This is a genomic window from Escherichia sp. 20412-1, assembly GCF_003027595.1.
GTDB classification, from domain to species: domain Bacteria; phylum Pseudomonadota; class Gammaproteobacteria; order Enterobacterales; family Enterobacteriaceae; genus Escherichia; species Escherichia marmotae.
Map to the genome: position 1 here is coordinate 1 of NZ_PYQM01000034.1, position 23,216 is coordinate 23,216.

Genomic DNA, 23,216 nt, shown 5'->3' on the forward strand with positions numbered 1-23,216 from the left:
GATGTTTGCGAAGGGTGTGGAGATTAACACCAGGCAGTTGCAGATGAAAGCAGAGGTTGAGGCGCTGACAGAGCTGAAGTCCATCAGAAGTTATGTTGTTGGCTGGCCTGCCAGTTGAATAAAAAAAACGGGACCACGGCCAGTCCCGATGTAATGAGTTTTTACGGTATTGACATTTTATGATAGTTAGCGCACTAACTATGCCATATCAGAATACTTCAGGAAGTGACGTTGTTATCATTTTTGCCAACAGGGATAGCGTTCAGGTCCGGGGAATCCGTATCTGGCACGGGTGGTGCGGTCACCTGTTGTTTATCGTTTCTGGTATCCTGAAGGGCAGGCAATCCGGATGATTATCGCTGTCATCCATGCTAAGTATTTCTTTGAGTTTTAGTGTTTCGTCATATGTTACGGACTGATAGCCCGACTGGTGTCCAGAGTTCTCTACGATCAAAAATGCATAAATACCAGAGTGTTTTTCTTCGGTTTTCTGCTGCTTATAATAATTTTTCATCGTATCAAGTTTTTTCTTGCTACCACTCAACCAGTATATCTGACGGGAATAACATGGCTGGAATACACTGCTCTCATCGCCCCAGAAATAAAATCTCTCGATGGCTTGTTGCTTATTAGTACTTGGAATATTTACACATCCATACAGGAATACAGCAGCAGTGAAGAAGATTATAAACTTTTTGTAAAAGAAAGCGCCTACTTTATGCGACGTTCTTCCAGCATTTTTAACGCAGTACGTCGTATGCAAAAACGTACCACGGTTGGTTAACTATCGATAGTGTGAATATTGAATGGTTTTCAGCTGTTATTGATTTTACGTGTAAATTTATGAATAAACAACTTGTCTATTGTGGAGTTTTTTTGGGGCATGGTTGGGACTCTATAACGCATACGAAATTGGCGAATACTGTTGTTTCTGACAAAAGGGTTCAATATGCGCGCCGTTTTGGTCAAAAATTCTTCCTAAGATCAATGTGACAAACTCGCATGGTTACTGGATCCTTTGCTTGTAGTTATCTTAGGAAGAAATTTGTTAACATTTTGATTTTTAAAGCTCGCAAGAGGGGTTTAAAATCCCTCGGCGTTCGCGCTGTGCGGGTTCAAGTCCCGCTCCGGGTACCATGGGAAAGATAAGAATAAAATCAAAGCAATAAGCAGTGTCGTGAAACCACCTTCGGGTGGTTTTTTTGTGTCTGCAACTTGTCGTTACACCCCTCTTATTTTTAATCACCGGGTAATCCACTCAAAAAGTATCTCTCTGCCAGACCGACATGTAAGATAGGCGCTGGCGAGTCGAGATCCACAAGGAAAAGCGTATGAAAACTGGACCGTTAAACGAAAGTGAGTTGGAATGGCTGGATGATATCCTGACCAAATACAACACTGAACACGCCATCCTTGATGTGGCTGAGCTGGACGGTTTATTGACGGCGGTGTTGAGTTCTCCGCAAGAAATTGAACCAGAACAGTGGCTGGTTGCTGTCTGGGGCGGGGCGGATTATGTGCCGCGCTGGGCGTCAGAAAAAGAGATGACGCGCTTTATGAATCTGGCTTTTCAACATATGGCCGATACCGCAGAACGTCTGAACGAATTTCCTGAGCAGTTTGAACCGTTGTTTGGCCTGCGAGAAGTTGACGGTAGCGAGCTGACGATTGTTGAGGAGTGGTGCTTTGGCTATATGCGTGGCGTTGCCCTCGCTGACTGGTCGGCATTGCCTGATTCGTTAAAACCGGCGCTTGAGGCGATAGCTCTACACGGTACAGAAGAAAACTTTGCGCGGGTAGAGAAGTTGTCGCCAGAAGCATTTGAAGAAAGCGTAGAAGCCATTCGACTGGCAGCGCTTGATTTACATGCTTACTGGATGGCGCATCCGCAGGAAAAACCTGTTCAGCAACCGATCAAAGCAGAAGAAAAGCCGGGCCGTAACGATCCTTGTCCGTGCGGCAGTGGTAAGAAATTTAAGCAGTGCTGCCTGCATTAAGAGGGCATATTGGGTGCTGGAGATGTTTCCGGCACCCAACGTTGTTATCAAGGCGATTATCCCACTTCGGGTAACAATCCTGCCGCAATCAAAAATTGCACACCAATCACGCCAATGCCGCAGAGAAACACTAACACCAGCGCCGGACGGCCACCTTTCACTCGATAAGCAGCTTGTGGATTATGCTTTCTGCTCTGCCAGGTCAGCAGGGAAGGGATAATTAACGCCAGCACCGCCAGCGCCACACCGGCGTAACCCAGCGCCATCACAAAGCCACGTGGGTAAAACAGCGCAAACGCCAGCGGCGGCAGAAAAGTAATTGCACCAGTTTGCAGTCGCCCTCCAACGGTATTTGAACGCTGAAACAAATCTGCCAGATAATCAAATAAGCCTAACGCTACGCCGAGAAAGGATGTTGCGAGGGCTAAGTCAGCAAATAAATGCACCGCCAGTTCGACATGCGGTGAGGCCACCACTTCGCGTAACGCCTGTAACAGTCCGTTTAACCCGGCATGATTAGCCAGCAGCCCCATAAAGGTTGTTGAATCAATGCTGCCCAGCGTCGCCAGTTGCCAGAAGATATACGCCACCAGAGGGATCGCACTACCAGTAATAAACACCCAGCGCAGCTTGCGAATGTTGCCATCCATATAACTAACGATGCTCGGCACACTACCGTGGAAGCCAAACGAGGTAAAAATTACCGGGATCGCAGACAACGCAAGTCCTTGTTGCAGCGGCAGGGTTAAAAGATTCATTTTATGAATATGCGGCAACAGCAGTACCAGCATCACCACCAGAAAAATAATTTTGGCGCTAAACAGAAAGCGGTTAAACAAATCGACCAGCGACGTCCCGACACAAACCACACCACCGGCAACAAAAGTGAACAACAACACGCCAGCGGTTGCCGACACTGGAATGCCTGTCCAGTCGCTGATGCTGGAGGCAAGTAATTCACCTGCACCGCTGATGTACGCCGCCGTCAGGGCATACATTAAAAACATCATACTGAAGCCAGTCAGCCACTGCCCATAACGCCCCAGATAGCGCTTTGCCAGCGTGCCCAGACCGGTGTCTGCCGGGACATGCTGGTACACCTCCAGCAGTAACAGCGCTGTGTAGCACATCAATGCCCAAAGCCCAATCAATAAGATTAACGTGACGCTAAAACCGACACCTGCCGCTGCCAGCGGCATTGCCAGCATACCCGCGCCAATTGTGGTTCCTGCCACGATAAAAACACTTCCCAGAGTTCTGTTTTTCACGCTTTCTTCTGTCCTGACGATCTTTATAAGTGATATCTGCGGCGCAGGTTAAGGCATTCTACATTTTTCGTCAAATCGACGTTACATTAAATGTAAATAAAACTGTACGATAAAATGCATTCAGAACTGCGCTGGCGCAAAGCCTTGATGAGCGGCTATCGCTACGCTATGCCTTTTTTGAGGAGGAACGATGGAATCTATTCACGGTCATGAAGTGTTAAATATGATGATTGAATCAGGTGAGCAATATACGCACGCCAGTCTGGAGGCGGCGATTAAAGCGCGTTTTGGTGAACAGGCGCGTTTTCATACCTGCTCAGCAGAAGGGATGACTGCGGGCGAGTTGGTGGCGTTTCTGGCGGCGAAAGGTAAATTTATTCCCTGCGAAGAAGGGTTCTCAACCGATACAAGTAAAATTTGCCGTCACTGATATGCAACGGCGGCAGAAAATCTGCCGCCGGAGAAGATTAGTTTTGCGTGTCGAGGGTAGAGAGTTCTTTATCGATGAAATAAAGACCTTCGCCGCTTTTACCTGCCAGGCTTAATTTATCAATAATCGATTTGAACAATTTCTCTTCTTCATGTTGCTCAGAAACATACCATTGCAGGAAATTAAATGTCGGGTAATCCTGATTGGTCATGGCAGCATGAGCCAGTTCGTTAATTTTCTGCGTGATTAATTGTTCATGCTTATAAGTTTCCTGGAATAATTCATCAAGTGAAGAATATTCAGCAAACGGGGATTCAACAGTATTAATACGCGGTAAGTTTCCGGTATCGGTCAGATAGTCAAACAGACGCTGCATATGCGTCATCTCTTCCTGGGCGTGACGGCGCAGAAACGCGGCCGCGCCTTCAAAGGTATGGTAGCTGCACCAGGCGCTCATTTGTTGATAAAGCAGCGAAGAGTACAGTTCCAGGTTCATCTGCTCATTGAGTTTTTCAATCATTTCTGGTTTCAGCATGATAGTGCTCCACAAAGGTTATTTTTGTTTCTGTGGCGCCACTATAATTTGTTATTTTATTATTTGCAAAAGGTAAAATATTAAATTCAATTATTAAAAATACGAATGGGAATAAAACGCATTACTGCTATTTATGGCATCAATTAACCAGCGAAGCCTCCCTCGCTGATTAAGGTCTTTATTGATAAGTCGAGGGTATTAAAATTTGGCACTGATACGACAGTGTAAATTCCGTATTCAGACATAACGACCCCGCAAACACACTACAGTTACTTACAGGTTGCCCAAATGCAATGGCGCGGGTAAACCCTGCCTGCTGACATGCACGTTGCGCTATTTCCTGATTGAGATAGCTGTCAGTACGGGCGTTTTGTAAAAATGCCTGATCGTAAACGAGGCGCACAATACCGCTCGTGGCGTTGACTTCGCTCAATTGAGCCTGACGAGTTACGGTGCAGCCCGCTAATGTTAAAAGTGAAAGAACAATTATCAGATGTTTCATGTCACTGCCTGAAGAGGAAGAAGAAACAGGTATTGTACTTGCGGATACGACCAGGCTATGGACAGAAAAGACGACGTATCGGTGCTATTCCTTGCTTTTTCCAGAGGTCAGACAGTTAGCGGTGACTTTATGGTTATCATTTTTATAACATTAAAGGGGTATTTATGTGATTCAAGTCACATAAAGATTGATTTTTGTGATGATTGTCATATTATAAGTGCAAAGACGATAACACCTGCATAACAAATGGTCGGAGTGCCGCGATGAAACTGCGCAAAATCCTGAAAAGTATGTTTAATAACTATTGCAAGACGTTCAAAGATGTACCGCCAGGCAATATGTTCAGATAACAAGAAACCTGCTCCGGCAGGTTTTTTGTATCCTGAGGACGGTGGATGTGACTATCGCTGAAGAAGTGAAGCCGCTACTATATCGGCTTTCAAATGCTATCAGGAGTTTACAATGTCCCAGCCGCTGAATGCCGATCAGGAACTGGTTTCTGATGTTGTCGCTTGCCAGTTGGTGATCAAACAAATTCTCGACGTACTCGATGTGATTGCACCTGTTGAGGTTCGTGAAAAAATGTCTGGCCAGTTGAAGAATATTGATTTTACTAACCATCCCGCCGCAGCCGATCCGGTTACGATGCGTGCTATCCAGAAAGCTATCGCATTGATTGAACTCAAGTTTACCCCACAAAGTGAATCCCATTAAAAAAACCGCTGCTTCAAGAGTATGAAGCAGCGGTTTTCTCAACAATTTTTATATCCGGCGCGTGATTTAAGGCGTCGATTTTTATTAGTGTATCTGATGCGACACAACATTAAGAACATGCTGGTCGGTCTGGACAGGGCACATACCGGCACGTTTCGCGCTGCGTACTTCATCAAGAATGGTTTGCAGTAACAGGCCATCGTGCTGCTGTTCTTTTTCCAGATCGCGCAGGAAATCGACGGTTGAATCATCATTCAATTCTTTAGCTTCATCGGCTAATTGTGCCAGCTTGCTTGAACGCTGCTCGTATTCTTCCATCGTTTTTTGGAAGAGTTCTTCCAGAGAGTTAAGCTTTTCACCTGGCACATCAATAGCTTTAACGATGGGCGTCGCGCCGATACTTTTCATAAAATTAAACATGCGCATCATTTGGGTCACGTTACTCTGTGCCTGGGCGCGAAGGAAAGTAGCGGTGCCATTCAGACTTTGTTCAGAACACCAGTTGCTCAGGTGAAGGTAGAGATTGGATGCGTAAAACTCGCGGTTCATTTGGGTGTTGAGTTTGAGAAGCATTCCAGTGGTTGCCATACCTAATATCCTTATATCCAGAAGACGTGAGGTGCAAGATGAATCAAAACACCGTAATTACTGTTTGCAGAATAATTCCTTTCTGCATGTCCGAAATGTGATCGTGGAGTCAATTCTGACGATGATCTGAAATAAGCATAACGTCTGAACGAATATAAGAAAATCCTTAAATCACCAAGTTTATAATTTTTTACATTTCATTGATAAGAGCAATGGGTTTGCAATAATTGTCAATGCTGTGTATTTGTGTATCTCATTGATATTAAAATAAAATATTAATGACATGATGACGATGTGATATTTTAAAACTTTTCCTGACTATGAGAGGTGGCTCTCATTATCGATTTACTCTTAATTAATGATGGTGGTGATAATTAACGCCGAAATGAATTTTGTACAAGCGCTTATCCATTTTACCATTCAGCTTAAAATGGACAGACTTCTGTCCGGTAATAATTAGATTAAAAAAAAGACACTCCAGACCACTCAACGCATACCACAAGGACTTCCAGGCTAATGTCATGGACTAATCTGCTAATGCACTTTTTATTTGTCAGACAATTGTTGTTTCCAGTATGTCATTTCTCGCTAAATTCATGCACGTTCTGACTGTAATTCTGCGATGTGATATTGCTCTCCTATGGAGAATTAATTTCTCGCTAAAACTATGCCAACACGGCCAATTATCTTTTCGTTAAAGGTAATGCTTTGTTTTCCGATTAAATTAACCAAAGTTCTTAGTTTTTACCCTACAAAAAATGATGCTAAAGCTGGAGATAACCATGCACAAATTTACTAAAGCTCTTGCGGCCATCGGTCTGGCTGCTGTTATGTCACAATCCGCTATGGCAGAAAACCTGAAACTCGGTTTCCTGGTAAAGCAACCCGAAGAGCCGTGGTTCCAGACCGAATGGAAATTTGCCGATAAAGCCGGGAAAGATTTAGGCTTTGAAGTTATTAAGATTGCCGTACCGGATGGTGAAAAAACGCTGAACGCTATCGACAGCCTGGCGGCCAGTGGCGCGAAAGGATTTGTCATTTGTACGCCAGACCCGAAATTGGGTTCCGCTATTGTGGCGAAAGCACGTGGCTATGGTATGAAAGTTATTGCCGTGGATGATCAGTTTGTAAATGCCAAAGGTAAGCCGATGGATACCGTGCCGTTGGTGATGATGGCGGCGACCAAAATTGGCGAGCGTCAGGGCCAGGAACTGTATAAAGAGATGCAGAAACGAGGTTGGGATGTAAAAGAAAGTGCCGTAATGGCGATTACAGCTAACGAACTGGATACCGCTCGTCGTCGTACTACAGGCTCTATGGACGCGCTGAAAGCTGCCGGATTCCCGGAAAAACAAATTTATCAGGTTCCTACCAAATCTAACGATATCCCGGGGGCATTTGACGCCGCCAACTCCATGCTGGTTCAGCATCCTGAAGTTAAACACTGGCTGATCGTCGGGATGAACGATAGCACTGTGCTTGGCGGCGTGCGCGCGACGGAAGGTCAGGGCTTTAAAGCGGCAGATATCATCGGTATCGGTATCAACGGCGTGGATGCAGTAAGCGAGTTGTCCAAAGCCCAGGCTACCGGTTTCTACGGTTCACTGCTGCCAAGCCCGGACGTACATGGTTATAAGTCCAGCGAAATGCTCTACAACTGGGTAGCGAAAGACGCAGAACCACCGAAATTCACTGAAGTTACCGATGTCGTTCTGATTACGCGCGACAACTTTAAAGAAGAACTGGAGAAAAAAGGGTTAGGCGGTAAGTAATCTGCCGAAAAAATTCCCCTCTGCGTGATGCAGAGGGGGTGTGAATGACCAGTGATTCACGGAGACGTTATGCAACAGTCTACCCCGTATCTCTCATTTCGCGGCATTGGTAAAACCTTTCCCGGCGTTAAGGCGCTTACGGACATCAGTTTTGACTGCTATGCCGGTCAGGTTCATGCGTTGATGGGTGAAAATGGTGCCGGTAAATCAACACTCTTAAAAATCCTTAGCGGCAACTATGCGCCAACCACGGGTTCTGTCGCAATTAGCGGACAGGAAATATCCTTTTCCGACACTACCGCTGCGCTTAACGCGGGGGTTGCGATTATTTACCAGGAACTGCATCTCGTGCCGGAAATGACCGTCGCGGAAAATATTTATCTCGGCCAGCTTCCTCATAAAGGCGGCATAGTGAATCGTTCGCTGCTGAACTATGAAGCGGGTTTACAACTTAAACATCTGGGGATGGATATTGACCCCGGTACGCCACTGAAATATCTCTCCATCGGCCAGTGGCAGATGGTTGAAATAGCCAAAGCGCTGGCGCGTAACGCCAAAATTATCGCCTTTGATGAGCCAACCAGTTCTCTGTCGGCACGAGAAATTGACAACCTTTTCCGCGTCATTCGTGAACTGCGAAAAGAGGGGCGAGTGATCTTATACGTTTCTCACCGTATGGAAGAAATATTTGCCCTAAGTGACGCCATTACCGTCTTCAAAGATGGGCGTTATGTCAAAACCTTCACTGATATGCAGCAAGTAAATCATGAGTCACTGGTACAGGCGATGGTTGGTCGCGATCTCGGTGATATCTACGGCTGGCAACCGCGCAGCTATGGTGAGGAGCGGCTGCGTCTGGATGCAGTGAAAGCACCAGGTGTACGCACGCCAATAAGCCTGACTGTTCGCAGTGGCGAAATCGTCGGTCTGTTTGGACTGGTAGGGGCAGGGCGTAGCGAATTAATGAAAGGTATGTTTGGCGGTACGCAAATCACTGCCGGTCAGGTTTATATCGACCAAAGGCCGATCGATATCCGTAAACCGGGCCACGCTATTGCTGCTGGTATGATGCTCTGCCCGGAAGATCGCAAAGCGGAAGGCATTATTCCGGTGCATTCCGTTCGTGACAATATCAACATCAGCGCCCGTCGCAAGCATGTGCTCGGCGGTTGTGTGATCAACAACGGCTGGGAAGAAAACAATGCTGATCACCACATTCGTTCGCTCAACATCAAAACGCCGGGCGCAGAGCAACTGATCATGAATCTCTCTGGTGGTAATCAGCAAAAAGCCATTCTTGGGCGCTGGTTATCGGAAGATATGAAGGTCATTTTGCTGGATGAACCAACGCGCGGCATTGATGTGGGCGCTAAGCACGAAATTTACAACGTGATTTATACGCTGGCGGCGCAGGGCGTGGCGGTGCTGTTTGCCTCCAGCGATCTGCCCGAAGTCCTTGGCGTAGCCGATCGTATTGTCGTCATGCGTGAGGGCGAAATCGCCGGTGAATTGCTACACGAACAGGCAGATGAGCGTCAGGCATTAAGCCTTGCTATGCCTAAAGTCAGCCAGGCTGTTGCCTGAGTAAGGAGAGTATGATGTCTTCTGTTTCTACATCGGGGTCTGGCGCGCCTAAGTCGTCATTCAGTCTCGGCCGTATCTGGGATCAGTACGGTATGCTGGTGGTGTTTGCGGTGCTGTTTATCGCCTGTGCCATTTTTGTACCGAACTTTGCCACCTTCATTAATATGAAAGGTCTCGGGCTGGCAATCTCCATGTCGGGAATGGTGGCTTGCGGCATGTTGTTCTGCCTCGCTTCGGGGGACTTTGACCTTTCCGTCGCTTCGGTAATTGCCTGCGCAGGTGTCACGACGGCGGTGGTTATCAATCTGACCGAAAGCCTGTGGATTGGCGTGGCGGCAGGCTTGCTGCTGGGCGTCCTCTGTGGTCTGGTGAATGGTTTTGTTATCGCCAAACTAAAAATCAACGCCTTGATTACGACGCTGGCGACGATGCAGATTGTTCGTGGTCTGGCGTACATCATTTCTGATGGTAAAGCGGTCGGTATCGAAGATGAAAGTTTCTTTGCTCTTGGTTATGCCAACTGGTTCGGCCTGCCTGCGCCAATCTGGCTTACGGTGGCTTGTCTGATTGTCTTCGGTTTGCTGCTGAACAAAACCACCTTTGGGCGCAACACGCTGGCGATTGGTGGTAATGAAGAGGCGGCGCGTCTGGCTGGTGTACCCGTTGTCCGCACCAAAATCATTATCTTTGTTCTCTCTGGTCTGGTATCGGCAATTGCCGGGATTGTTCTGGCTTCACGTATGACCAGCGGTCAGCCGATGACTTCGATAGGCTATGAGTTGATTGTTATCTCCGCCTGCGTTTTAGGCGGCGTTTCTCTGAAAGGTGGCATCGGAAAAATCTCATATGTAGTGGCGGGTATCTTAATTTTAGGCACTGTAGAAAACGCTATGAACCTGCTCAATATTTCTCCGTTTGCGCAGTACGTTGTCCGCGGCTTAATCCTGCTGGCGGCGGTGATCTTCGACCGTTATAAGCAAAAAGCGAAACGCACTGTCTGATGTTTTTTTCAGCATAAATTTAGTTCGACTTTCCTCCACAGCCAACCGCCACAAAGGTTGGCTGTTCTTTTTTGCAAATGGCGAGCTACGTCACACTGTCTATACTTACATGTCTGTAAAGCGCGTTCTGCGCGAACTATAAAAAGATAAGGAGGAGTACCGGGTGACAGAACCGTTAACCGAACCCCCTGAACTATCCGCGAAATATGCCTGGTTTTTTGATCTCGATGGAACGCTGGCGGAAATCAAACCGCATCCTGATCAGGTCGTCGTGCCTGACACTATTCTGCAAGGACTTCAGCTACTGGCAACCGCAAGTGATGGTGCATTGGCATTGATATCAGGGCGCTCAATGGTGGAACTTGACGCACTGGCAAAACCTTATCGCTTTCCGTTAGCGGGCGTGCATGGGGCGGAGCGCCGTGACATCAATGGTAAAACGCATATCGTTCACCTGCCGGAAGCGATTGCTCGTGATATTAGTGTGCAACTGCATACGGCGATTGCCCAACTTTCCGGCACGGAGCTGGAATCCAAAGGGATGGCGTTTGCACTGCATTATCGTCAGGCACCGCAGCATGAAGACGCCTTATTGACGTTAGCGCAACGTATTACTCAGATTTGGCCGCAAATGGCATTACAACAGGGAAAGTGTGTCGTCGAGATTAAACCGCGAGGCACCAGTAAAGGGGAGGCTATTGCTGCATTTATGCAGGAAGTTCCCTTCATCGGCCGGAAGCCGGTGTTTCTGGGCGATGATTTAACCGATGAATCTGGCTTTGCGGTTATTAACCGACTGGGTGGAATGTCAGTAAAAATTGGTACAGGCGCAACTCAGGCATCATGGCGGCTGGCGGGCGTGCCGGATGTCTGGGGCTGGCTTGAATTGATAACCAACGCATTACAAAAACAAAAAAGAGAAAATAACAGGAGTGATGACTATGAGTCGTTTAGTCGTAGTATCTAACCGAATTGCACCACCAGACGAGCACGCCGCCAGTGCCGGTGGCCTTGCTGTCGGCATACTGGGGGCACTGAAAACTGCAGGTGGACTGTGGTTTGGCTGGAGTGGCGAAACAGGGAATGAGGATCAGCCGCTAAAAAAGGTGAAAAAAGGAAATATTACCTGGGCCTCTTTTAACCTCAGTGAAAAAGATCTCGACGAATACTACAACCAATTCTCCAATGCCGTTCTCTGGCCGGCATTCCATTACCGACTCGATCTGGTGCAATTTCAGCGTTCAGCGTGGGAAGGCTATTTACGCGTGAATGCGTTACTGGCAGACAAATTACTGCCGCTGCTGGAAGATGATGACATTATCTGGATCCACGATTATCACTTGTTGCCATTTGCGCAGGAATTACGTAAACGCGGCGTGAACAATCGCATCGGTTTCTTCCTGCATATTCCTTTTCCGACACCGGAAATCTTTAATGCGCTACCAATTTATGACACATTGCTAGAACAGCTTTGTGATTATGATTTGCTGGGGTTTCAGACAGAAAACGATCGTCTGGCGTTCCTGGATTGCCTTTCCAACTTGACGCGGGTCACGACACGTAGCTCGCGCAATCACACGGCCTGGGGTAAAGCATTTCGTACAGACGTTTACCCGATTGGTATTGAACCGGATGAGATTGCTAAACAGGCTGCCGGGTCGCTACCGGCAAAACTGGCGCAATTAAAAGCGGAACTGAAAAATGTGCAGAATATCTTTTCTGTCGAGCGGCTGGATTATTCCAAAGGTTTGCCAGAACGTTTTCTTGCTTATGAAGCGCTGCTGGAAAAATATCCGCAACATCATGGTAAAATTCGTTATACCCAGATTGCGCCGACCTCGCGTGGTGATGTGCAAGCGTATCAGGATATTCGTCATCAGTTGGAAAATGAAGCCGGGAGAATTAACGGTAAATATGGGCAATTAGGCTGGACGCCGCTTTATTATCTGAATCAGCATTTTGATCGTAAATTATTGATGAAAATCTTCCGCTATTCCGATGTCGGGTTAGTGACGCCGCTGCGTGATGGGATGAATCTGGTCGCAAAAGAGTATGTCGCCGCTCAGGATCCTGCAAATCCGGGCGTACTGGTACTTTCTCAGTTTGCCGGTGCGGCAAACGAACTGACGTCAGCGCTAATTGTTAACCCATACGATCGTGATGAAGTCGCGGCGGCGCTCAATCGGGCGTTGAGCATGTCGCTGGCGGAACGTATTTCCCGCCATGCAGAAATGCTGGAAGTTATTATCAAAAACGATATTAAACACTGGCAGGAGTGCTTTATCCGCGACCTAAAGCAGGTAGTACCGCGAAGCGCGGAAAGTCAGCAACGCGATAAAGTCGCTACCTTTCCAAAGCTGGCGTAAGTGGAATTAATCCCCTTTAAGTGGAACTAACAGCACATCAACCTCACTTGAGGCAATCACACTTTTCGCTGAGCAGGACGCTCGCGAAAAGAAACTGTGATTATGGTTACCGCAAATCACCAAATCGAACTTATGTTTACGGCATACTGCCAGAATATGTTCGCTTAACTCTCCGTAAGCAATAAATGTCTCTTCTACCGGATATCCCGCATCCTGAATTAATTTATCAAGAAAGTTTTGTGTTTCTTCCTGCATCACGCTGCGTAAATCTTCAAGCATCGGCGCGGCTAATTGATTGAACATTTCCGGGTCGGAAGCGAGAGTGATTAAACTTATGCGCCCATTTACCGGACGGGCGATAGAAACCGCTTTTGCTAACAGTTGCTGACTTTCTGGTGAGACAGCAACAGCAACAAGAATATTGGTATAGCTCATAACCTGCTCCTTATTCTGTGAACTTCAGGTGTTATTACAGCTTTACTCTGAATGAGGTACTGATGCAATAACAACTCAGTCAAAACAGTAAATATTAGGCTGGTTATTAGTAAGTGAGGCTAATTGATAACGTACAGTTATCACATGATTACAGATGAGGTTATAAAAACTAAAATTATCAATTCCCCGTATAGAACAAATGGATAATATTTATAGAACATTGTTGTAACATATGAGATGTTCCCGGATTTATTTTCACTTGAAGAAACTCATGTTATGTAACTCTCTGTTTGAAAATAAGTTATAGGAGGTGAATATATTTATTTTATATGTAGCAGGTGGTTATTTACGGTGATTTATATTAACAGTGCGCAACATCATCATTTTATCTACCCACTTCATTTTTGAAGCCAGGCAAGCTGAAAAACTTTTTAACAGAATGAAATATAACCAAAACAAAAGTATGACTTATACATTAATGTTAAGTAATTGATTGTTTTGTGTGATCTGAGTCACACATTATCGAAAATCGCAACACCGCTCCGTTGTATGTGTGAGTGGTGACGAGTACAGTTGCGTCGAATTAGGAAAAATCTTAGATAAGTGTAAAAAACACTGTTCTCTGTAAGGGATTGTTTCATCTCTTACACTGCCTGTGTGTTTTTTCGTTGATCGCAACTATTCCATTGTTCTTTACTTTTTACCGGGATTTCCCGGCGACATCACGGGGTGCGGTGATACCGCATAAAAATAAAGTTAGTTATTCTGGATGGGAATAATGCATACCTCCGAGTTGCTGAAACATATTTATGACATTAATTTGTCATATTTACTTCTTGCACAACGTCTGATCGTTCAGGACAAAGCGTCCGCCATGTTTCGTCTCGGTATTAATGAAGAAATGGCAACAACGTTAGCGACGCTGACTCTTCCTCAAATGGTTAAACTGGCAGAAACCAATCAACTGATTTGCCATTTCCGCTTTGACAGCCACCAGACTATTAATCAGCTAACGCAGGATTCCCGCGTTGACGATCTCCAGCAAGTTCATACCGGCATCATGCTATCTACGCGTTTGTTGAATGATGTTAATCAGCCCGAAGAAGTGCTACGTAAAAAAAGGGCCTGACAATGAGCGAAAAAAGCATTGTTCAGGAAGCCCGGGATATTCAACTGGCAATGGAGTTGATCACCCTTGGCGCTCGTTTGCAGATGCTGGAAAGTGAAACACAATTAAGTCGTGGACGGCTGATCAAACTCTATAAAGAACTGCGCGGAAGCCCCCCACCGAAAGGCATGTTGCCATTCTCCACCGACTGGTTTATGACCTGGGAACAAAATGTTCATGCGTCGATGTTTTGTAATGCATGGCAGTTTTTACTGAAAACAGGGTTATGTAATGGCGTCGATGCAGTGATCAAAGCCTATCGTTTATACCTCGAACAGTGCCCGCAAGCCGAAGACGGTCCGCTACTGGCGTTGACCCGTGCCTGGACACTGGTGCGATTTGTTGAAAGTGGTTTACTACAACTTTCCAGTTGCAAATGTTGCGGCGGTAATTTTATCACCCATGCCCATCAGCCTGTTGGCAGCTTTGCCTGCAGCTTATGTCAACCGCCATCACGTGCGGTAAAAAGACGTAAACTTTCTCAAAACCCTGCCGATATTATCCCTCAACTGCTGGATGAACAGAGAGTACAGGCTGTTTAACTCACACGATGTGGCGAAACACTCCAGCAGCGGTAAGTGATTGCCGCTGCTTTTTTTTCCCAACGGTAAGTTAGCGTCTGACGACTGAACATCCTGTCATGGTCAACAGTGAAAGGATGATGTCGTGCTTATCTTATTAGGTTACCTGGTTGTTCTCGGTACAGTTTTCGGCGGTTATTTGATGACCGGCGGAAGCCTTGGAGCACTCTATCAACCCGCTGAACTGGTGATTATTGCCGGTGCAGGTATTGGGTCGTTTATTGTCGGTAACAACGGTAAAGCAATCAAAGGCACGCTCAAAGCGCTGCCGTTACTGTTTCGCCGCTCCAAATACACCAAAGCGATGTATATGGATCTGCTGGCACTGCTTTACCGACTCATGGCGAAATCGCGACAGATGGGCATGTTTTCGCTGGAGCGCGATATTGAAAACCCCCGCGAAAGCGAGATCTTCGCCAGTTATCCCCGCATCCTCGCGGATACCGTTATGCTTGATTTTATCGTTGATTATCTGCGCCTGATCATCAGTGGCCATATGAATACCTTCGAAATCGAAGCGCTGATGGATGAAGAAATTGAAACCCACGAAAGCGAGTCGGAAGTTCCCGCTAACAGCCTGGCGCTGGTCGGTGACTCGCTCCCGGCATTTGGTATTGTCGCGGCAGTGATGGGGGTGGTTCACGCGCTGGGATCGGCTGACCGGCCTGCCGCCGAACTGGGGGCGCTGATTGCTCATGCGATGGTGGGGACTTTCCTCGGTATCTTACTGGCTTACGGATTTATTTCCCCACTGGCGAGTGTTTTGCGCCAGAAAAGCGCAGAGACCAGCAAAATGATGCAATGCGTCAAAGTCATACTGCTTTCTAATCTGAACGGTTATGCACCGCCAATTGCCGTTGAATTTGGTCGTAAAACGCTCTACTCCAGTGAACGGCCATCGTTTGTTGAGCTGGAAGAACACGTTCGCGCGGTAAAAAATCCGCAACAGCAGACGACAACCGAGGAAGTATGAAGAATCACGCGCACCCAATAATTGTCGTCAAACGACGCAAAGCAAAAAGCCACGGCTCGGCGCATGGATCGTGGAAGATTGCTTATGCTGACTTTATGACCGCGATGATGGCTTTTTTTCTGGTGATGTGGCTGATCTCCATTTCCAGCCCAAAAGAGCTGATTCAGATAGCGGAATATTTCCGCACGCCGTTGGCGACCGCGGTAACGGGTGGTGATCGCATTTCTAATAGCGAAAGCCCAATTCCCGGCGGCGGTGATGATTACACTCAGAGTCAGGGAGAAGTGAATAAGCAGCCGGACATTGAAGAACTGAAAAAACGCATGGAGCAAAGTCGGTTGCGGAAATTGCGTGGCGATCTCGACCAGCTTATAGAGTCAGACCCGAAACTACGGGCGCTGCGTCCACATCTCAAAATCGATCTGGTACAGGAAGGTTTACGCATTCAGATTATCGACAGCCAGAATCGCCCGATGTTTAAAACCGGCAGTGCTGACGTCGAACCCTATATGCGCGACATTCTGCGGAGTATTGCGCCAGTGCTGAATGGTATTCCTAACCGTATCAGTCTCTCCGGTCATACCGATGATTTCCCTTACGCCAATGGTGAGCAAAGCTACAGCAACTGGGAGCTTTCTGCCGAACGCGCTAATGCGTCGCGCCGTGAGCTAATGGTGGGGGGGCTGGCTGATGGCAAAATTCTGCGCGTCGTCGGCATGGCGGCGACCATGCGTTTAAGCGATCGCGGACCTGATGATGCTGTCAACCGTCGAATCAGTCTGCTGGTCCTGAACAGACAGGCCGAGCAGGCCATTTTGCATGAAAACGCTGAAAGCCAGAATGAGCCGGTAAGTGTACTGGAAAAAACTGGGGGCGCTCCGCAGGTCAGTGTTCCCACAATGCCATCAGCCGAACCGAGGTGACAGCGTGAGCATGGATATAAGCGATTTTTATCAGACATTTTTTGATGAAGCGGACGAATTGTTGGCCGATATGGAGCAGCATCTGCTGGATTTGCAGCCAGAAGCGCCAGATGCCGAACAATTGAATGCTATCTTTCGTGCGGCCCATTCCATCAAAGGAGGGGCAGGAACTTTTGGTTTTACCGTGTTACAGAAAACCACGCATCTGATGGAAAACCTGCTCGATGAAGCCAGACGCGGTGAGATGCAGCTTAATACCGACATTATCAATCTGTTTTTGGAAACGAAGGATATCATGCAGGAACAGCTCGACGCTTATAAACAGTCGCAAGAGCCGGATGCCGCCAGCTTCGATTATATCTGCCAGGCCTTGCGTCAACTGGCATTAGAAGCGAAAGGCGAAACGGTGCCCGCAGTGACCCGGTTAAGTGTGGTTGCCAAAAGTGAACCGCAAAATGAGCAGAGTAACAGTGAGTCGCCGCGACGAATTATCCTTTCACGCCTGAAGGCGGATGAAGTCGATCTGCTGGAAGACGAACTGGAGCAGTTGACCACATTAACTGACGTGGTTAAAGGCGCGGATTCATTATCTGCAACAATGTCGGGAGATATTGCGGAAGACGACATTACCGCCGTGCTCTGTTTTGTGATTGAAGCCGATCAGATTGCCTTTGAAGCGGTAGAGCCTGCACCAACAGTATCGACCCCGCCAGTGCTGGAACTGGCCGCAACAGAAGCGCCAGCCGGACGCGTAGAGCGGGAAAAAACGACGCGCGGTAGCGAATCGACCAGCATCCGTGTGGCGGTAGAAAAGGTTGATCAACTGATAAACCTGGTCGGTGAACTGGTCATCACCCAGTCAATGCTCGCTCAGCGCTCCAGTGAACTGGACCCGGTAAATCATGGGGATTTGATTACCAGCATGGGGCAGTTACAACGTAACGCCCGTGATTTGCAGGAATCGGTGATGTCGATTCGTATGATGCCGATGGAATATGTCTTTAGCCGCTATCCGCGGCTGGTGCGCGACCTGGCGGGTAAACTCGGTAAACAAGTAGAACTCACGCTTATAGGCAGCTCCACCGAACTCGACAAGAGTCTGATAGAACGCATTATCGATCCGCTGACCCACCTGGTACGCAACAGCCTTGACCACGGTATAGAACTGCCGGAAAAACGCCTCGCCGCAGGTAAAAATAGCGTCGGAAATTTGATCCTGTCTGCCGAACATCAGGGCGGTAACATCTGCATCGAAGTGACCGACGATGGCGCGGGACTAAATCGTGAGCGGATTCTGGCAAAAGCCGCCTCGCAAGGGCTGCCTGTCGGCGACAACATGAGCGACGACGAAGTGGCGATGTTGATATTTGCTCCGGGTTTTTCCACGGCGGAGCAGGTTACCGATGTTTCCGGGCGTGGCGTCGGCATGGATGTCGTTAAACGTAATATCCAGGAGATGGGCGGCCATGTCGAAATCAAGTCGAAGCCGGGTACAGGTACAACGATCCGCATTTTACTACCGCTGACACTGGCGATCCTCGACGGTATGTCCGTGCGCGTTGCTGATGAAGTTTTCATTCTGCCGCTGAATGCTGTCATGGAATCACTGCAACCCCGTGAAGTCGATCTGCATCCGCTGGCAGGTGGCGAGCGGGTACTTGAAGTGCGTGGTGAATATCTGCCAATAGTCGAACTGTGGAAAGTGTTTAATGTCGCTGGTGCGAAAACTGAAGCCACCCAGGGGATTGTCGTGCTCCTGCAAAGTGGTGGTCGTCGTTATGCCTTGCTGGTGGATCAATTAATTGGTCAACACCAGGTGGTGGTGAAAAACCTTGAAAGTAACTATCGCAAAATTCCTGGAATATCCGCCGCAACAATTCTTGGCGACGGAAGCGTAGCACTGATTGTTGATGTCTCAGCCTTGCAGGCAATAAACCGCGAACAATGTATGGCGAACACCGCCGCCTGATTGAGTAAAAAGGTAATAAATATGACCGGTATGACAAATGTAACAAAACTGGCCAGCGAACCGTCAGGCCAGGAATTTCTGGTATTTACCCTTGGTGATGAAGAGTACGGCATAGACATTCTGAAAGTGCAGGAGATCCGTGGTTACGACCAGGTCACGCGGATTGCGAATACGCCAGCGTTTATCAAAGGCGTCACTAACCTGCGCGGCGTCATTGTGCCAATTGTCGACTTACGCATTAAGTTCAGCCAGGTCGATGTGGACTATAACGACAACACAGTCGTGATCGTCCTGAATCTTGGCCAGCGCGTGGTCGGCATAGTGGTTGACGGCGTATCGGACGTTCTTTCGTTGACGGCGGAACAAATTCGCCCGGCACCGGAATTTGCCGTGACGCTTTCCACTGAATATCTTACGGGACTGGGCGCGCTGAGTGACCGCATGCTGATTCTGGTTAATATCGAAAAACTGCTAAATAGTGAAGAGATGGCGCTGTTAGATAATGCGACCGCAGACGTCGCGTAATTTCGCGTTCAGCAATAAATAAAGGCAGAACCCGATGATGCGCACATCGGGTTTTTTATTTTAAGTCATCTCTCTACGATTGATCTAAGCAATAAAGTTTCCCACCTTCCTGCCGATAACGGGATCAACTTGTTTTCAGGAAGGTGCCTTATGATTAACCGTATCCGCGTAGTTACGCTGCTGATGATGGTGCTGGGGGTATTTGCACTGTTACAGCTCATGTCCGGCAGTCTGTTTTTTTCTTCGCTGCACCATAGCCAGCAAAGCTTTGTGGTTTCCAATGAACTACGGGAACAACAGGGCGAGTTAACTTCAACCTGGGATCTCATGCTGCAAACGCGCATTAACCTGAGTCGTTCAGCGGTGCGGATGATGATGGACCCATCCAATCAACAAAGTAGTGCAAAAATTGAATTGCTTGATAGCGCCAGGAAAACGTTGGCGCAGGCGGCTGTTCATTATAAAAAATTCAAAAGCATGGCACCGTTACCCGAAATGGCTGCCGCCAGTAGTCATATTGATGAAAAATACAAAAATTACCACACGGCATTAACTGAACTGATTGATTATCTTGATTATGGTAACACCGGAGCCTATTTTGCCCAGCCAACCCAGGGAATGCAAAATGCGATGGGAGAGGCTTTTGGGCAGTACGCCCGTAGCAGCGAAAAATTGTACCGCAATATCGTTGTCGACAATGCCAGTGATTACCGTTTTGCCCAGTGGCAACTGGCCGTTATCGCGCTGGTGGTGGTACTGATTCTTCTGGTGGCATGGTATGGCATTCGCCGCATGTTGCTTAACCCGCTGGCAAAAATCATTACCCACATCCGTGAAATTGCGGGTGGTAACCTGGTGAATAACCTGGCCATTGCTGGACGCAGTGAAATGGGCGAGCTGGCGCAGAGCGTTTCGCATATGCAACGTTCTCTGACTGATACAGTCACCCACGTGCGCGAAGGTTCAGATGCCATCTACGTTGGTACGCGTGAAATTACTGCAGGTAATACCGATCTCTCCTCCCGAACTGAACAGCAGGCCTCGGCACTGGAAGAGACTGCTGCCAGCATGGAACAACTCACCGCCACGGTGAAACAGAACGCCGATAATGCCCGCCAGGCCTCGCAACTGGCGCAAAGTGCCTCCGACACTGCCATGCACGGCGGTAAAGTGGTGGATGGCGTGGTGAAAACCATGCACGAAATTGCTGACAGTTCGAAGAAAATTGCTGACATCATCAGCGTTATCGACGGTATTGCTTTCCAGACCAATATACTGGCGCTGAACGCCGCCGTAGAAGCTGCCCGTGCCGGTGAACAGGGCCGTGGTTTTGCCGTGGTTGCGGGTGAAGTGCGTAATCTTGCCAGCCGTAGCGCCCAGGCGGCAAAAGAGATTAAAGCCCTGATTGAAGACTCAGTATCCCGCGTCGATACCGGTTCGGTGCTGGTTGAAAGCGCCGGAGAGACGATGACCAACATCGTTAATGCGGTTACGCGCGTTACCGACATTATGGGGGAAATTGCTTCAGCCTCCGATGAACAGAGCCGTGGCATTGATCAAGTGGCGCAGGCCGTGTCGGAAATGGATCGTGTGACTCAACAGAACGCCTCGTTGGTGCAGGAGTCAGCCGCTGCAGCCGCCGCGCTGGAAGAGCAGGCCAGTCGTTTAACGCAGGCAGTATCCGCGTTTCGTCTGGCTGCCAGCCCGCAATCCCAAAAACCACCGCTTCAATCCCGGCCAGCCAGTGAAAAACCACCAACACAACCACGCCGGCATATCGCTGAACAAGCTCCAAACTGGGAAACATTTTGATGGCTATTTACTTAAGCACCATTGTTGCCAGATTGATCAGATGATGCAACAGAACGTCGGCGTATCGTCTCTGATGGCGCTATTTACAAGTGGTTATACGACACAATCGGCGCAGTTACAGGCTGTGCCAGTGGTTTCCTGAAGTGACTGAGAAGGCGCTATGACATCATCTCTGCCCTGTGGGCAAACGTCTTTATTGTTACAGATGACCGAGCGCCTCGCGCTTTCCGACGTTCATTTTCGGCGGATAAGTCAATTGATCTACCAACGTGCGGGGATCGTTCTGGCCGATCACAAACGTGACATGGTCTACAACCGGCTGGTACGCCGTTTGCGTTCGCTGGGACTGGCAGATTTTGGGCATTATCTGAATATGCTGGAATCTAATCAGTGCAGCAGCGAGTGGCAGGCATTTATTAACTCATTGACGACCAACCTGACGGCATTTTTTCGTGAAGGGCATCATTTTCCGCTGATCGCAGCTCATGCCCGCCGCTGTTCTGGGGAATATCGCGTATGGAGTGCAGCGGCATCGACAGGCGAAGAACCGTACAGCATTGCGATGACGCTGGCGGACACATTGGGCACTGCGCCCGGACGCTGGAAAGTCTTTGCCAGTGATATCGATACCGAAGTCCTGGAGAAAGCTAAAAGCGGCATTTATCGCCATGAAGAGCTGAAAAACCTGACGCCACAACAACTCCAGCGTTACTTCATGCGCGGCACGGGACCGCATGAAGGGCTGGTGCGCGTGCGTCAGGAACTGGCGAATTATGTCGATTTTTCGCCGCTGAATTTGTTGGCGAAACAGTACACCGTACCGGGGCCGTTTGATGCGATCTTCTGCCGTAACGTCATGATCTACTTTGATCAAACGACTCAACAGGAGATTTTGCGTCGCTTTGTACCGCTACTTAAGCCCGACGGATTGCTGTTTGCGGGTCACTCTGAAAACTTTAGCCATCTTGAGCGCAGCTTCACGTTGCGAGGTCAGACGGTGTATGCGCTAAGTAAGGAATAACGATGAGCAAAATCAGGGTGTTGTCTGTCGATGATTCGGCATTGATGCGCCAGATCATGACGGAAATCATCAACAGCCATAGCGACATGGAAATGGTTGCGACGGCTCCTGATCCGCTGGTCGCGCGTGATTTGATTAAGAAATTCAACCCTGATGTGTTGACGCTGGACGTTGAAATGCCGCGGATGGATGGGCTGGATTTCCTCGAAAAATTAATGCGTTTGCGACCAATGCCGGTGGTGATGGTTTCTTCTCTGACCGGCAGAGGTTCCGAAGTCACGCTGCGCGCGCTTGAGTTAGGGGCGATAGATTTTGTCACCAAACCACAACTGGGTATTCGCGAAGGAATGCTGGCGTATAGCGAAATGATTGCTGAAAAGGTACGAACGGCGTCAAGAGCGAGCCTGGCCGCGCATAAACCGTTATCGCCACCGGCAACGCTGAAGGCTGGCCCGCTGTTGAGTTCAGAAAAATTGATTGCAATTGGTGCCTCAACGGGCGGAACAGAGGCGATTCGTCACGTACTGCAACCGTTGCCACTTTCCAGCCCGGCGCTGTTAATCACCCAGCATATGCCGCCCGGTTTCACCCGCTCTTTTGCTGACCGACTTAACAAGCTGTGTCAGATCGGCGTTAAAGAGGCTGAAGACGGTGAACGCGTCTTACCGGGACATGCCTATATCGCGCCGGGCGATCGGCATATGGAACTGGCGCGCAGTGGCGCGAACTATCAAATCAAAATTCACGATGGCCCGGCGGTTAACCGTCATCGGCCTTCGGTAGATGTGTTGTTCCATTCTGTTGCCAAACAGGCGGGGCGTAATGCTGTTGGGGTGATCCTGACGGGCATGGGTAACGACGGCGCGGCGGGAATGTTGGCGATGCGTCAGGCGGGGGCATGGACCCTCGCGCAAAACGAAGCAAGCAGCGTGGTTTTCGGTATGCCGCGTGAGGCCATCAATTTGGGGGGCGTCTGCGAAGTGGTCGATCTTAGTCAGGTAAGCCAGCAAATGCTGGCAAAAATCAGTGCCGGACAGGCGATACGTATTTAA

At 48.4% G+C, this 23,216-nt stretch carries 24 protein-coding genes; 18 read left to right on the forward strand and 6 right to left on the reverse strand.

From position 1 onward, the window contains the following. Nucleotides 1-301: 301 nt before the first annotated feature. The gene (locus tag C7B16_RS18385; protein WP_107179976.1) at nucleotides 302-763 is read right to left on the reverse strand and encodes a hypothetical protein; all 462 of its coding nucleotides are present in this window, start codon (nucleotides 761-763) and stop codon (nucleotides 302-304) included. 568 nt (nucleotides 764-1,331) lie between these two features. On the opposite strand from C7B16_RS18385, the gene yecA reads away from it, so the two are divergent. After that, entirely contained in the window at nucleotides 1,332-1,997 is a 666-nt protein-coding gene (gene yecA, locus C7B16_RS18390) for a UPF0149 family protein YecA (protein ID WP_000847906.1), read from the forward strand. A 56-nt stretch (nucleotides 1,998-2,053) separates the two neighbouring features. On the opposite strand, the gene tyrP is transcribed toward yecA, so the two are convergent. Further along, nucleotides 2,054-3,265, reverse strand: coding sequence for a tyrosine transporter TyrP (gene tyrP, locus C7B16_RS18395; RefSeq protein WP_000797551.1), 1,212 nt, complete (start codon nucleotides 3,263-3,265; stop codon nucleotides 2,054-2,056). A 190-nt stretch (nucleotides 3,266-3,455) separates the two neighbouring features. Here tyrP and C7B16_RS18400 point away from each other — a divergent pair, with 190 nt between their 5' ends. After that, nucleotides 3,456-3,695 (forward strand): YecH family metal-binding protein, encoded by a 240-nt coding sequence (locus C7B16_RS18400; RefSeq protein WP_061090489.1) that lies wholly within the window; start codon nucleotides 3,456-3,458, stop codon nucleotides 3,693-3,695. A gap of 37 nt (nucleotides 3,696-3,732) precedes the next feature. Here the strand turns inward: C7B16_RS18400 and ftnA are convergent, their stop codons facing one another. Both ftnA and yecR read right to left on the reverse strand, forming a co-directional pair. After that, nucleotides 3,733-4,230, reverse strand: coding sequence for a non-heme ferritin (ftnA, locus tag C7B16_RS18405; RefSeq protein ID WP_000917208.1), 498 nt, complete (start codon nucleotides 4,228-4,230; stop codon nucleotides 3,733-3,735). A gap of 178 nt (nucleotides 4,231-4,408) precedes the next feature. Continuing rightward, nucleotides 4,409-4,732: a YecR family lipoprotein gene (gene yecR / locus C7B16_RS18410; RefSeq protein ID WP_000681531.1), complete on the reverse strand. Its 324-nt coding sequence runs from the start codon at nucleotides 4,730-4,732 to the stop codon at nucleotides 4,409-4,411. A gap of 263 nt (nucleotides 4,733-4,995) precedes the next feature. Between yecR and azuC the strand changes: the two genes are divergently transcribed. Further along, nucleotides 4,996-5,082 carry a stress response protein AzuC gene (gene azuC / locus C7B16_RS18420; protein ID WP_010723106.1) on the forward strand — a complete coding sequence of 29 codons (87 nt, stop codon included), beginning with the start codon at nucleotides 4,996-4,998 and terminating at the stop codon, nucleotides 5,080-5,082. Nucleotides 5,083-5,194: 112 nt separating this feature from the next. Then, nucleotides 5,195-5,446: a DUF2766 family protein YecJ gene (yecJ, locus tag C7B16_RS18425; protein WP_000082115.1), complete on the forward strand. Its 252-nt coding sequence runs from the start codon at nucleotides 5,195-5,197 to the stop codon at nucleotides 5,444-5,446. A gap of 84 nt (nucleotides 5,447-5,530) precedes the next feature. Here the strand turns inward: yecJ and C7B16_RS18430 are convergent, their stop codons facing one another. Continuing rightward, nucleotides 5,531-6,034 (reverse strand): non-heme ferritin-like protein, encoded by a 504-nt coding sequence (locus tag C7B16_RS18430; protein WP_000246123.1) that lies wholly within the window; start codon nucleotides 6,032-6,034, stop codon nucleotides 5,531-5,533. Nucleotides 6,035-6,816: 782 nt separating this feature from the next. Here C7B16_RS18430 and araF point away from each other — a divergent pair. The 5 genes from araF to otsA all read left to right on the forward strand — a co-directional run bounded on the left by araF (nucleotide 6,817) and on the right by otsA (nucleotide 12,757). Beyond that, nucleotides 6,817-7,806 carry an arabinose ABC transporter substrate-binding protein AraF gene (araF, locus tag C7B16_RS18440; protein WP_000548681.1) on the forward strand — a complete coding sequence of 330 codons (990 nt, stop codon included), beginning with the start codon at nucleotides 6,817-6,819 and terminating at the stop codon, nucleotides 7,804-7,806. A 69-nt stretch (nucleotides 7,807-7,875) separates the two neighbouring features. Beyond that, nucleotides 7,876-9,390 carry an arabinose ABC transporter ATP-binding protein AraG gene (gene araG, locus C7B16_RS18445; RefSeq protein WP_001187777.1) on the forward strand — a complete coding sequence of 505 codons (1,515 nt, stop codon included), beginning with the start codon at nucleotides 7,876-7,878 and terminating at the stop codon, nucleotides 9,388-9,390. A gap of 14 nt (nucleotides 9,391-9,404) precedes the next feature. Beyond that, nucleotides 9,405-10,391, forward strand: a complete 987-nt coding sequence (gene araH / locus C7B16_RS18450) for an arabinose ABC transporter permease AraH (protein ID WP_000100211.1) — start codon at nucleotides 9,405-9,407, stop codon at nucleotides 10,389-10,391. 163 nt (nucleotides 10,392-10,554) lie between these two features. After that, complete coding sequence (otsB, locus tag C7B16_RS18455) at nucleotides 10,555-11,358, forward strand: trehalose-phosphatase (protein WP_000138763.1); 804 nt, start codon at nucleotides 10,555-10,557, stop codon at nucleotides 11,356-11,358. Continuing rightward, on the forward strand, nucleotides 11,333-12,757 hold the full coding sequence (otsA, locus tag C7B16_RS18460; RefSeq protein ID WP_107179977.1) for an alpha,alpha-trehalose-phosphate synthase: 1,425 nt from the start codon (nucleotides 11,333-11,335) through the stop codon (nucleotides 12,755-12,757). Before otsB ends, otsA begins: the two co-directional genes overlap by 26 nt. A gap of 6 nt (nucleotides 12,758-12,763) precedes the next feature. On the opposite strand, the gene uspC is transcribed toward otsA, so the two are convergent. Then, nucleotides 12,764-13,192 carry a universal stress protein UspC gene (uspC, locus tag C7B16_RS18465; RefSeq protein ID WP_000122662.1) on the reverse strand — a complete coding sequence of 143 codons (429 nt, stop codon included), beginning with the start codon at nucleotides 13,190-13,192 and terminating at the stop codon, nucleotides 12,764-12,766. 778 nt (nucleotides 13,193-13,970) lie between these two features. On the opposite strand from uspC, the gene flhD reads away from it, so the two are divergent. The 9 genes from flhD to cheB all read left to right on the forward strand — a co-directional run bounded on the left by flhD (nucleotide 13,971) and on the right by cheB (nucleotide 23,216). Further along, nucleotides 13,971-14,321, forward strand: coding sequence for a flagellar transcriptional regulator FlhD (gene flhD / locus C7B16_RS18470; RefSeq protein ID WP_001516558.1), 351 nt, complete (start codon nucleotides 13,971-13,973; stop codon nucleotides 14,319-14,321). A gap of 2 nt (nucleotides 14,322-14,323) precedes the next feature. Continuing rightward, nucleotides 14,324-14,902: a flagellar transcriptional regulator FlhC gene (gene flhC / locus C7B16_RS18475; protein ID WP_016248815.1), complete on the forward strand. Its 579-nt coding sequence runs from the start codon at nucleotides 14,324-14,326 to the stop codon at nucleotides 14,900-14,902. A 124-nt stretch (nucleotides 14,903-15,026) separates the two neighbouring features. Next, on the forward strand, nucleotides 15,027-15,914 hold the full coding sequence (gene motA / locus C7B16_RS18485) for a flagellar motor stator protein MotA (RefSeq protein WP_000906344.1): 888 nt from the start codon (nucleotides 15,027-15,029) through the stop codon (nucleotides 15,912-15,914). Continuing rightward, on the forward strand, nucleotides 15,911-16,837 hold the full coding sequence (gene motB, locus C7B16_RS18490) for a flagellar motor protein MotB (RefSeq protein WP_000788500.1): 927 nt from the start codon (nucleotides 15,911-15,913) through the stop codon (nucleotides 16,835-16,837). The genes motA and motB overlap by 4 nt, the downstream gene beginning before the upstream one ends. Nucleotides 16,838-16,841: 4 nt before the next feature. Continuing rightward, entirely contained in the window at nucleotides 16,842-18,806 is a 1,965-nt protein-coding gene (gene cheA / locus C7B16_RS18495; protein ID WP_107179978.1) for a chemotaxis protein CheA, read from the forward strand. Nucleotides 18,807-18,827: 21 nt separating this feature from the next. Next, nucleotides 18,828-19,331, forward strand: a complete 504-nt coding sequence (cheW, locus tag C7B16_RS18500) for a chemotaxis protein CheW (RefSeq protein WP_000147305.1) — start codon at nucleotides 18,828-18,830, stop codon at nucleotides 19,329-19,331. 150 nt (nucleotides 19,332-19,481) lie between these two features. Then, a complete protein-coding gene (gene tar, locus C7B16_RS18505) occupies nucleotides 19,482-21,143 on the forward strand; it encodes a methyl-accepting chemotaxis protein II (protein ID WP_107179979.1) in 1,662 nt (553 codons plus the stop codon). A gap of 160 nt (nucleotides 21,144-21,303) precedes the next feature. Continuing rightward, the gene (cheR, locus tag C7B16_RS18510) at nucleotides 21,304-22,164 is read left to right on the forward strand and encodes a protein-glutamate O-methyltransferase CheR (RefSeq protein ID WP_000204353.1); all 861 of its coding nucleotides are present in this window, start codon (nucleotides 21,304-21,306) and stop codon (nucleotides 22,162-22,164) included. A gap of 2 nt (nucleotides 22,165-22,166) precedes the next feature. Next, a complete protein-coding gene (gene cheB / locus C7B16_RS18515; protein WP_000036407.1) occupies nucleotides 22,167-23,216 on the forward strand; it encodes a protein-glutamate methylesterase/protein glutamine deamidase in 1,050 nt (349 codons plus the stop codon).

What these genes read in the sequence shown, in the direction of transcription:
- araG (WP_001187777.1), top strand. Translation starts at nt 7,876, where the DNA reads ATGCAACAGTCTACCCCGTATCTCTCATTTCGCGGCATTGGTAAAACC.
- cheR (WP_000204353.1), top strand. Translation starts at nt 21,304, where the DNA reads ATGACATCATCTCTGCCCTGTGGGCAAACGTCTTTATTGTTACAGATG.
- flhC (WP_016248815.1), top strand. Translation starts at nt 14,324, where the DNA reads ATGAGCGAAAAAAGCATTGTTCAGGAAGCCCGGGATATTCAACTGGCA.
- uspC (WP_000122662.1), bottom strand. Translation starts at nt 13,192, where the DNA reads ATGAGCTATACCAATATTCTTGTTGCTGTTGCTGTCTCACCAGAAAGT.
- azuC (WP_010723106.1), top strand. Translation starts at nt 4,996, where the DNA reads ATGAAACTGCGCAAAATCCTGAAAAGTATGTTTAATAACTATTGCAAG.
- motB (WP_000788500.1), top strand. Translation starts at nt 15,911, where the DNA reads ATGAAGAATCACGCGCACCCAATAATTGTCGTCAAACGACGCAAAGCA.
- cheW (WP_000147305.1), top strand. Translation starts at nt 18,828, where the DNA reads ATGACCGGTATGACAAATGTAACAAAACTGGCCAGCGAACCGTCAGGC.
- C7B16_RS18430 (WP_000246123.1), bottom strand. Translation starts at nt 6,034, where the DNA reads ATGGCAACCACTGGAATGCTTCTCAAACTCAACACCCAAATGAACCGC.
- otsA (WP_107179977.1), top strand. Translation starts at nt 11,333, where the DNA reads ATGAGTCGTTTAGTCGTAGTATCTAACCGAATTGCACCACCAGACGAG.
- cheB (WP_000036407.1), top strand. Translation starts at nt 22,167, where the DNA reads ATGAGCAAAATCAGGGTGTTGTCTGTCGATGATTCGGCATTGATGCGC.
- araF (WP_000548681.1), top strand. Translation starts at nt 6,817, where the DNA reads ATGCACAAATTTACTAAAGCTCTTGCGGCCATCGGTCTGGCTGCTGTT.
- yecJ (WP_000082115.1), top strand. Translation starts at nt 5,195, where the DNA reads ATGTCCCAGCCGCTGAATGCCGATCAGGAACTGGTTTCTGATGTTGTC.
- ftnA (WP_000917208.1), bottom strand. Translation starts at nt 4,230, where the DNA reads ATGCTGAAACCAGAAATGATTGAAAAACTCAATGAGCAGATGAACCTG.
- tar (WP_107179979.1), top strand. Translation starts at nt 19,482, where the DNA reads ATGATTAACCGTATCCGCGTAGTTACGCTGCTGATGATGGTGCTGGGG.
- yecA (WP_000847906.1), top strand. Translation starts at nt 1,332, where the DNA reads ATGAAAACTGGACCGTTAAACGAAAGTGAGTTGGAATGGCTGGATGAT.
- yecR (WP_000681531.1), bottom strand. Translation starts at nt 4,732, where the DNA reads ATGAAACATCTGATAATTGTTCTTTCACTTTTAACATTAGCGGGCTGC.
- flhD (WP_001516558.1), top strand. Translation starts at nt 13,971, where the DNA reads ATGCATACCTCCGAGTTGCTGAAACATATTTATGACATTAATTTGTCA.
- araH (WP_000100211.1), top strand. Translation starts at nt 9,405, where the DNA reads ATGTCTTCTGTTTCTACATCGGGGTCTGGCGCGCCTAAGTCGTCATTC.
- C7B16_RS18400 (WP_061090489.1), top strand. Translation starts at nt 3,456, where the DNA reads ATGGAATCTATTCACGGTCATGAAGTGTTAAATATGATGATTGAATCA.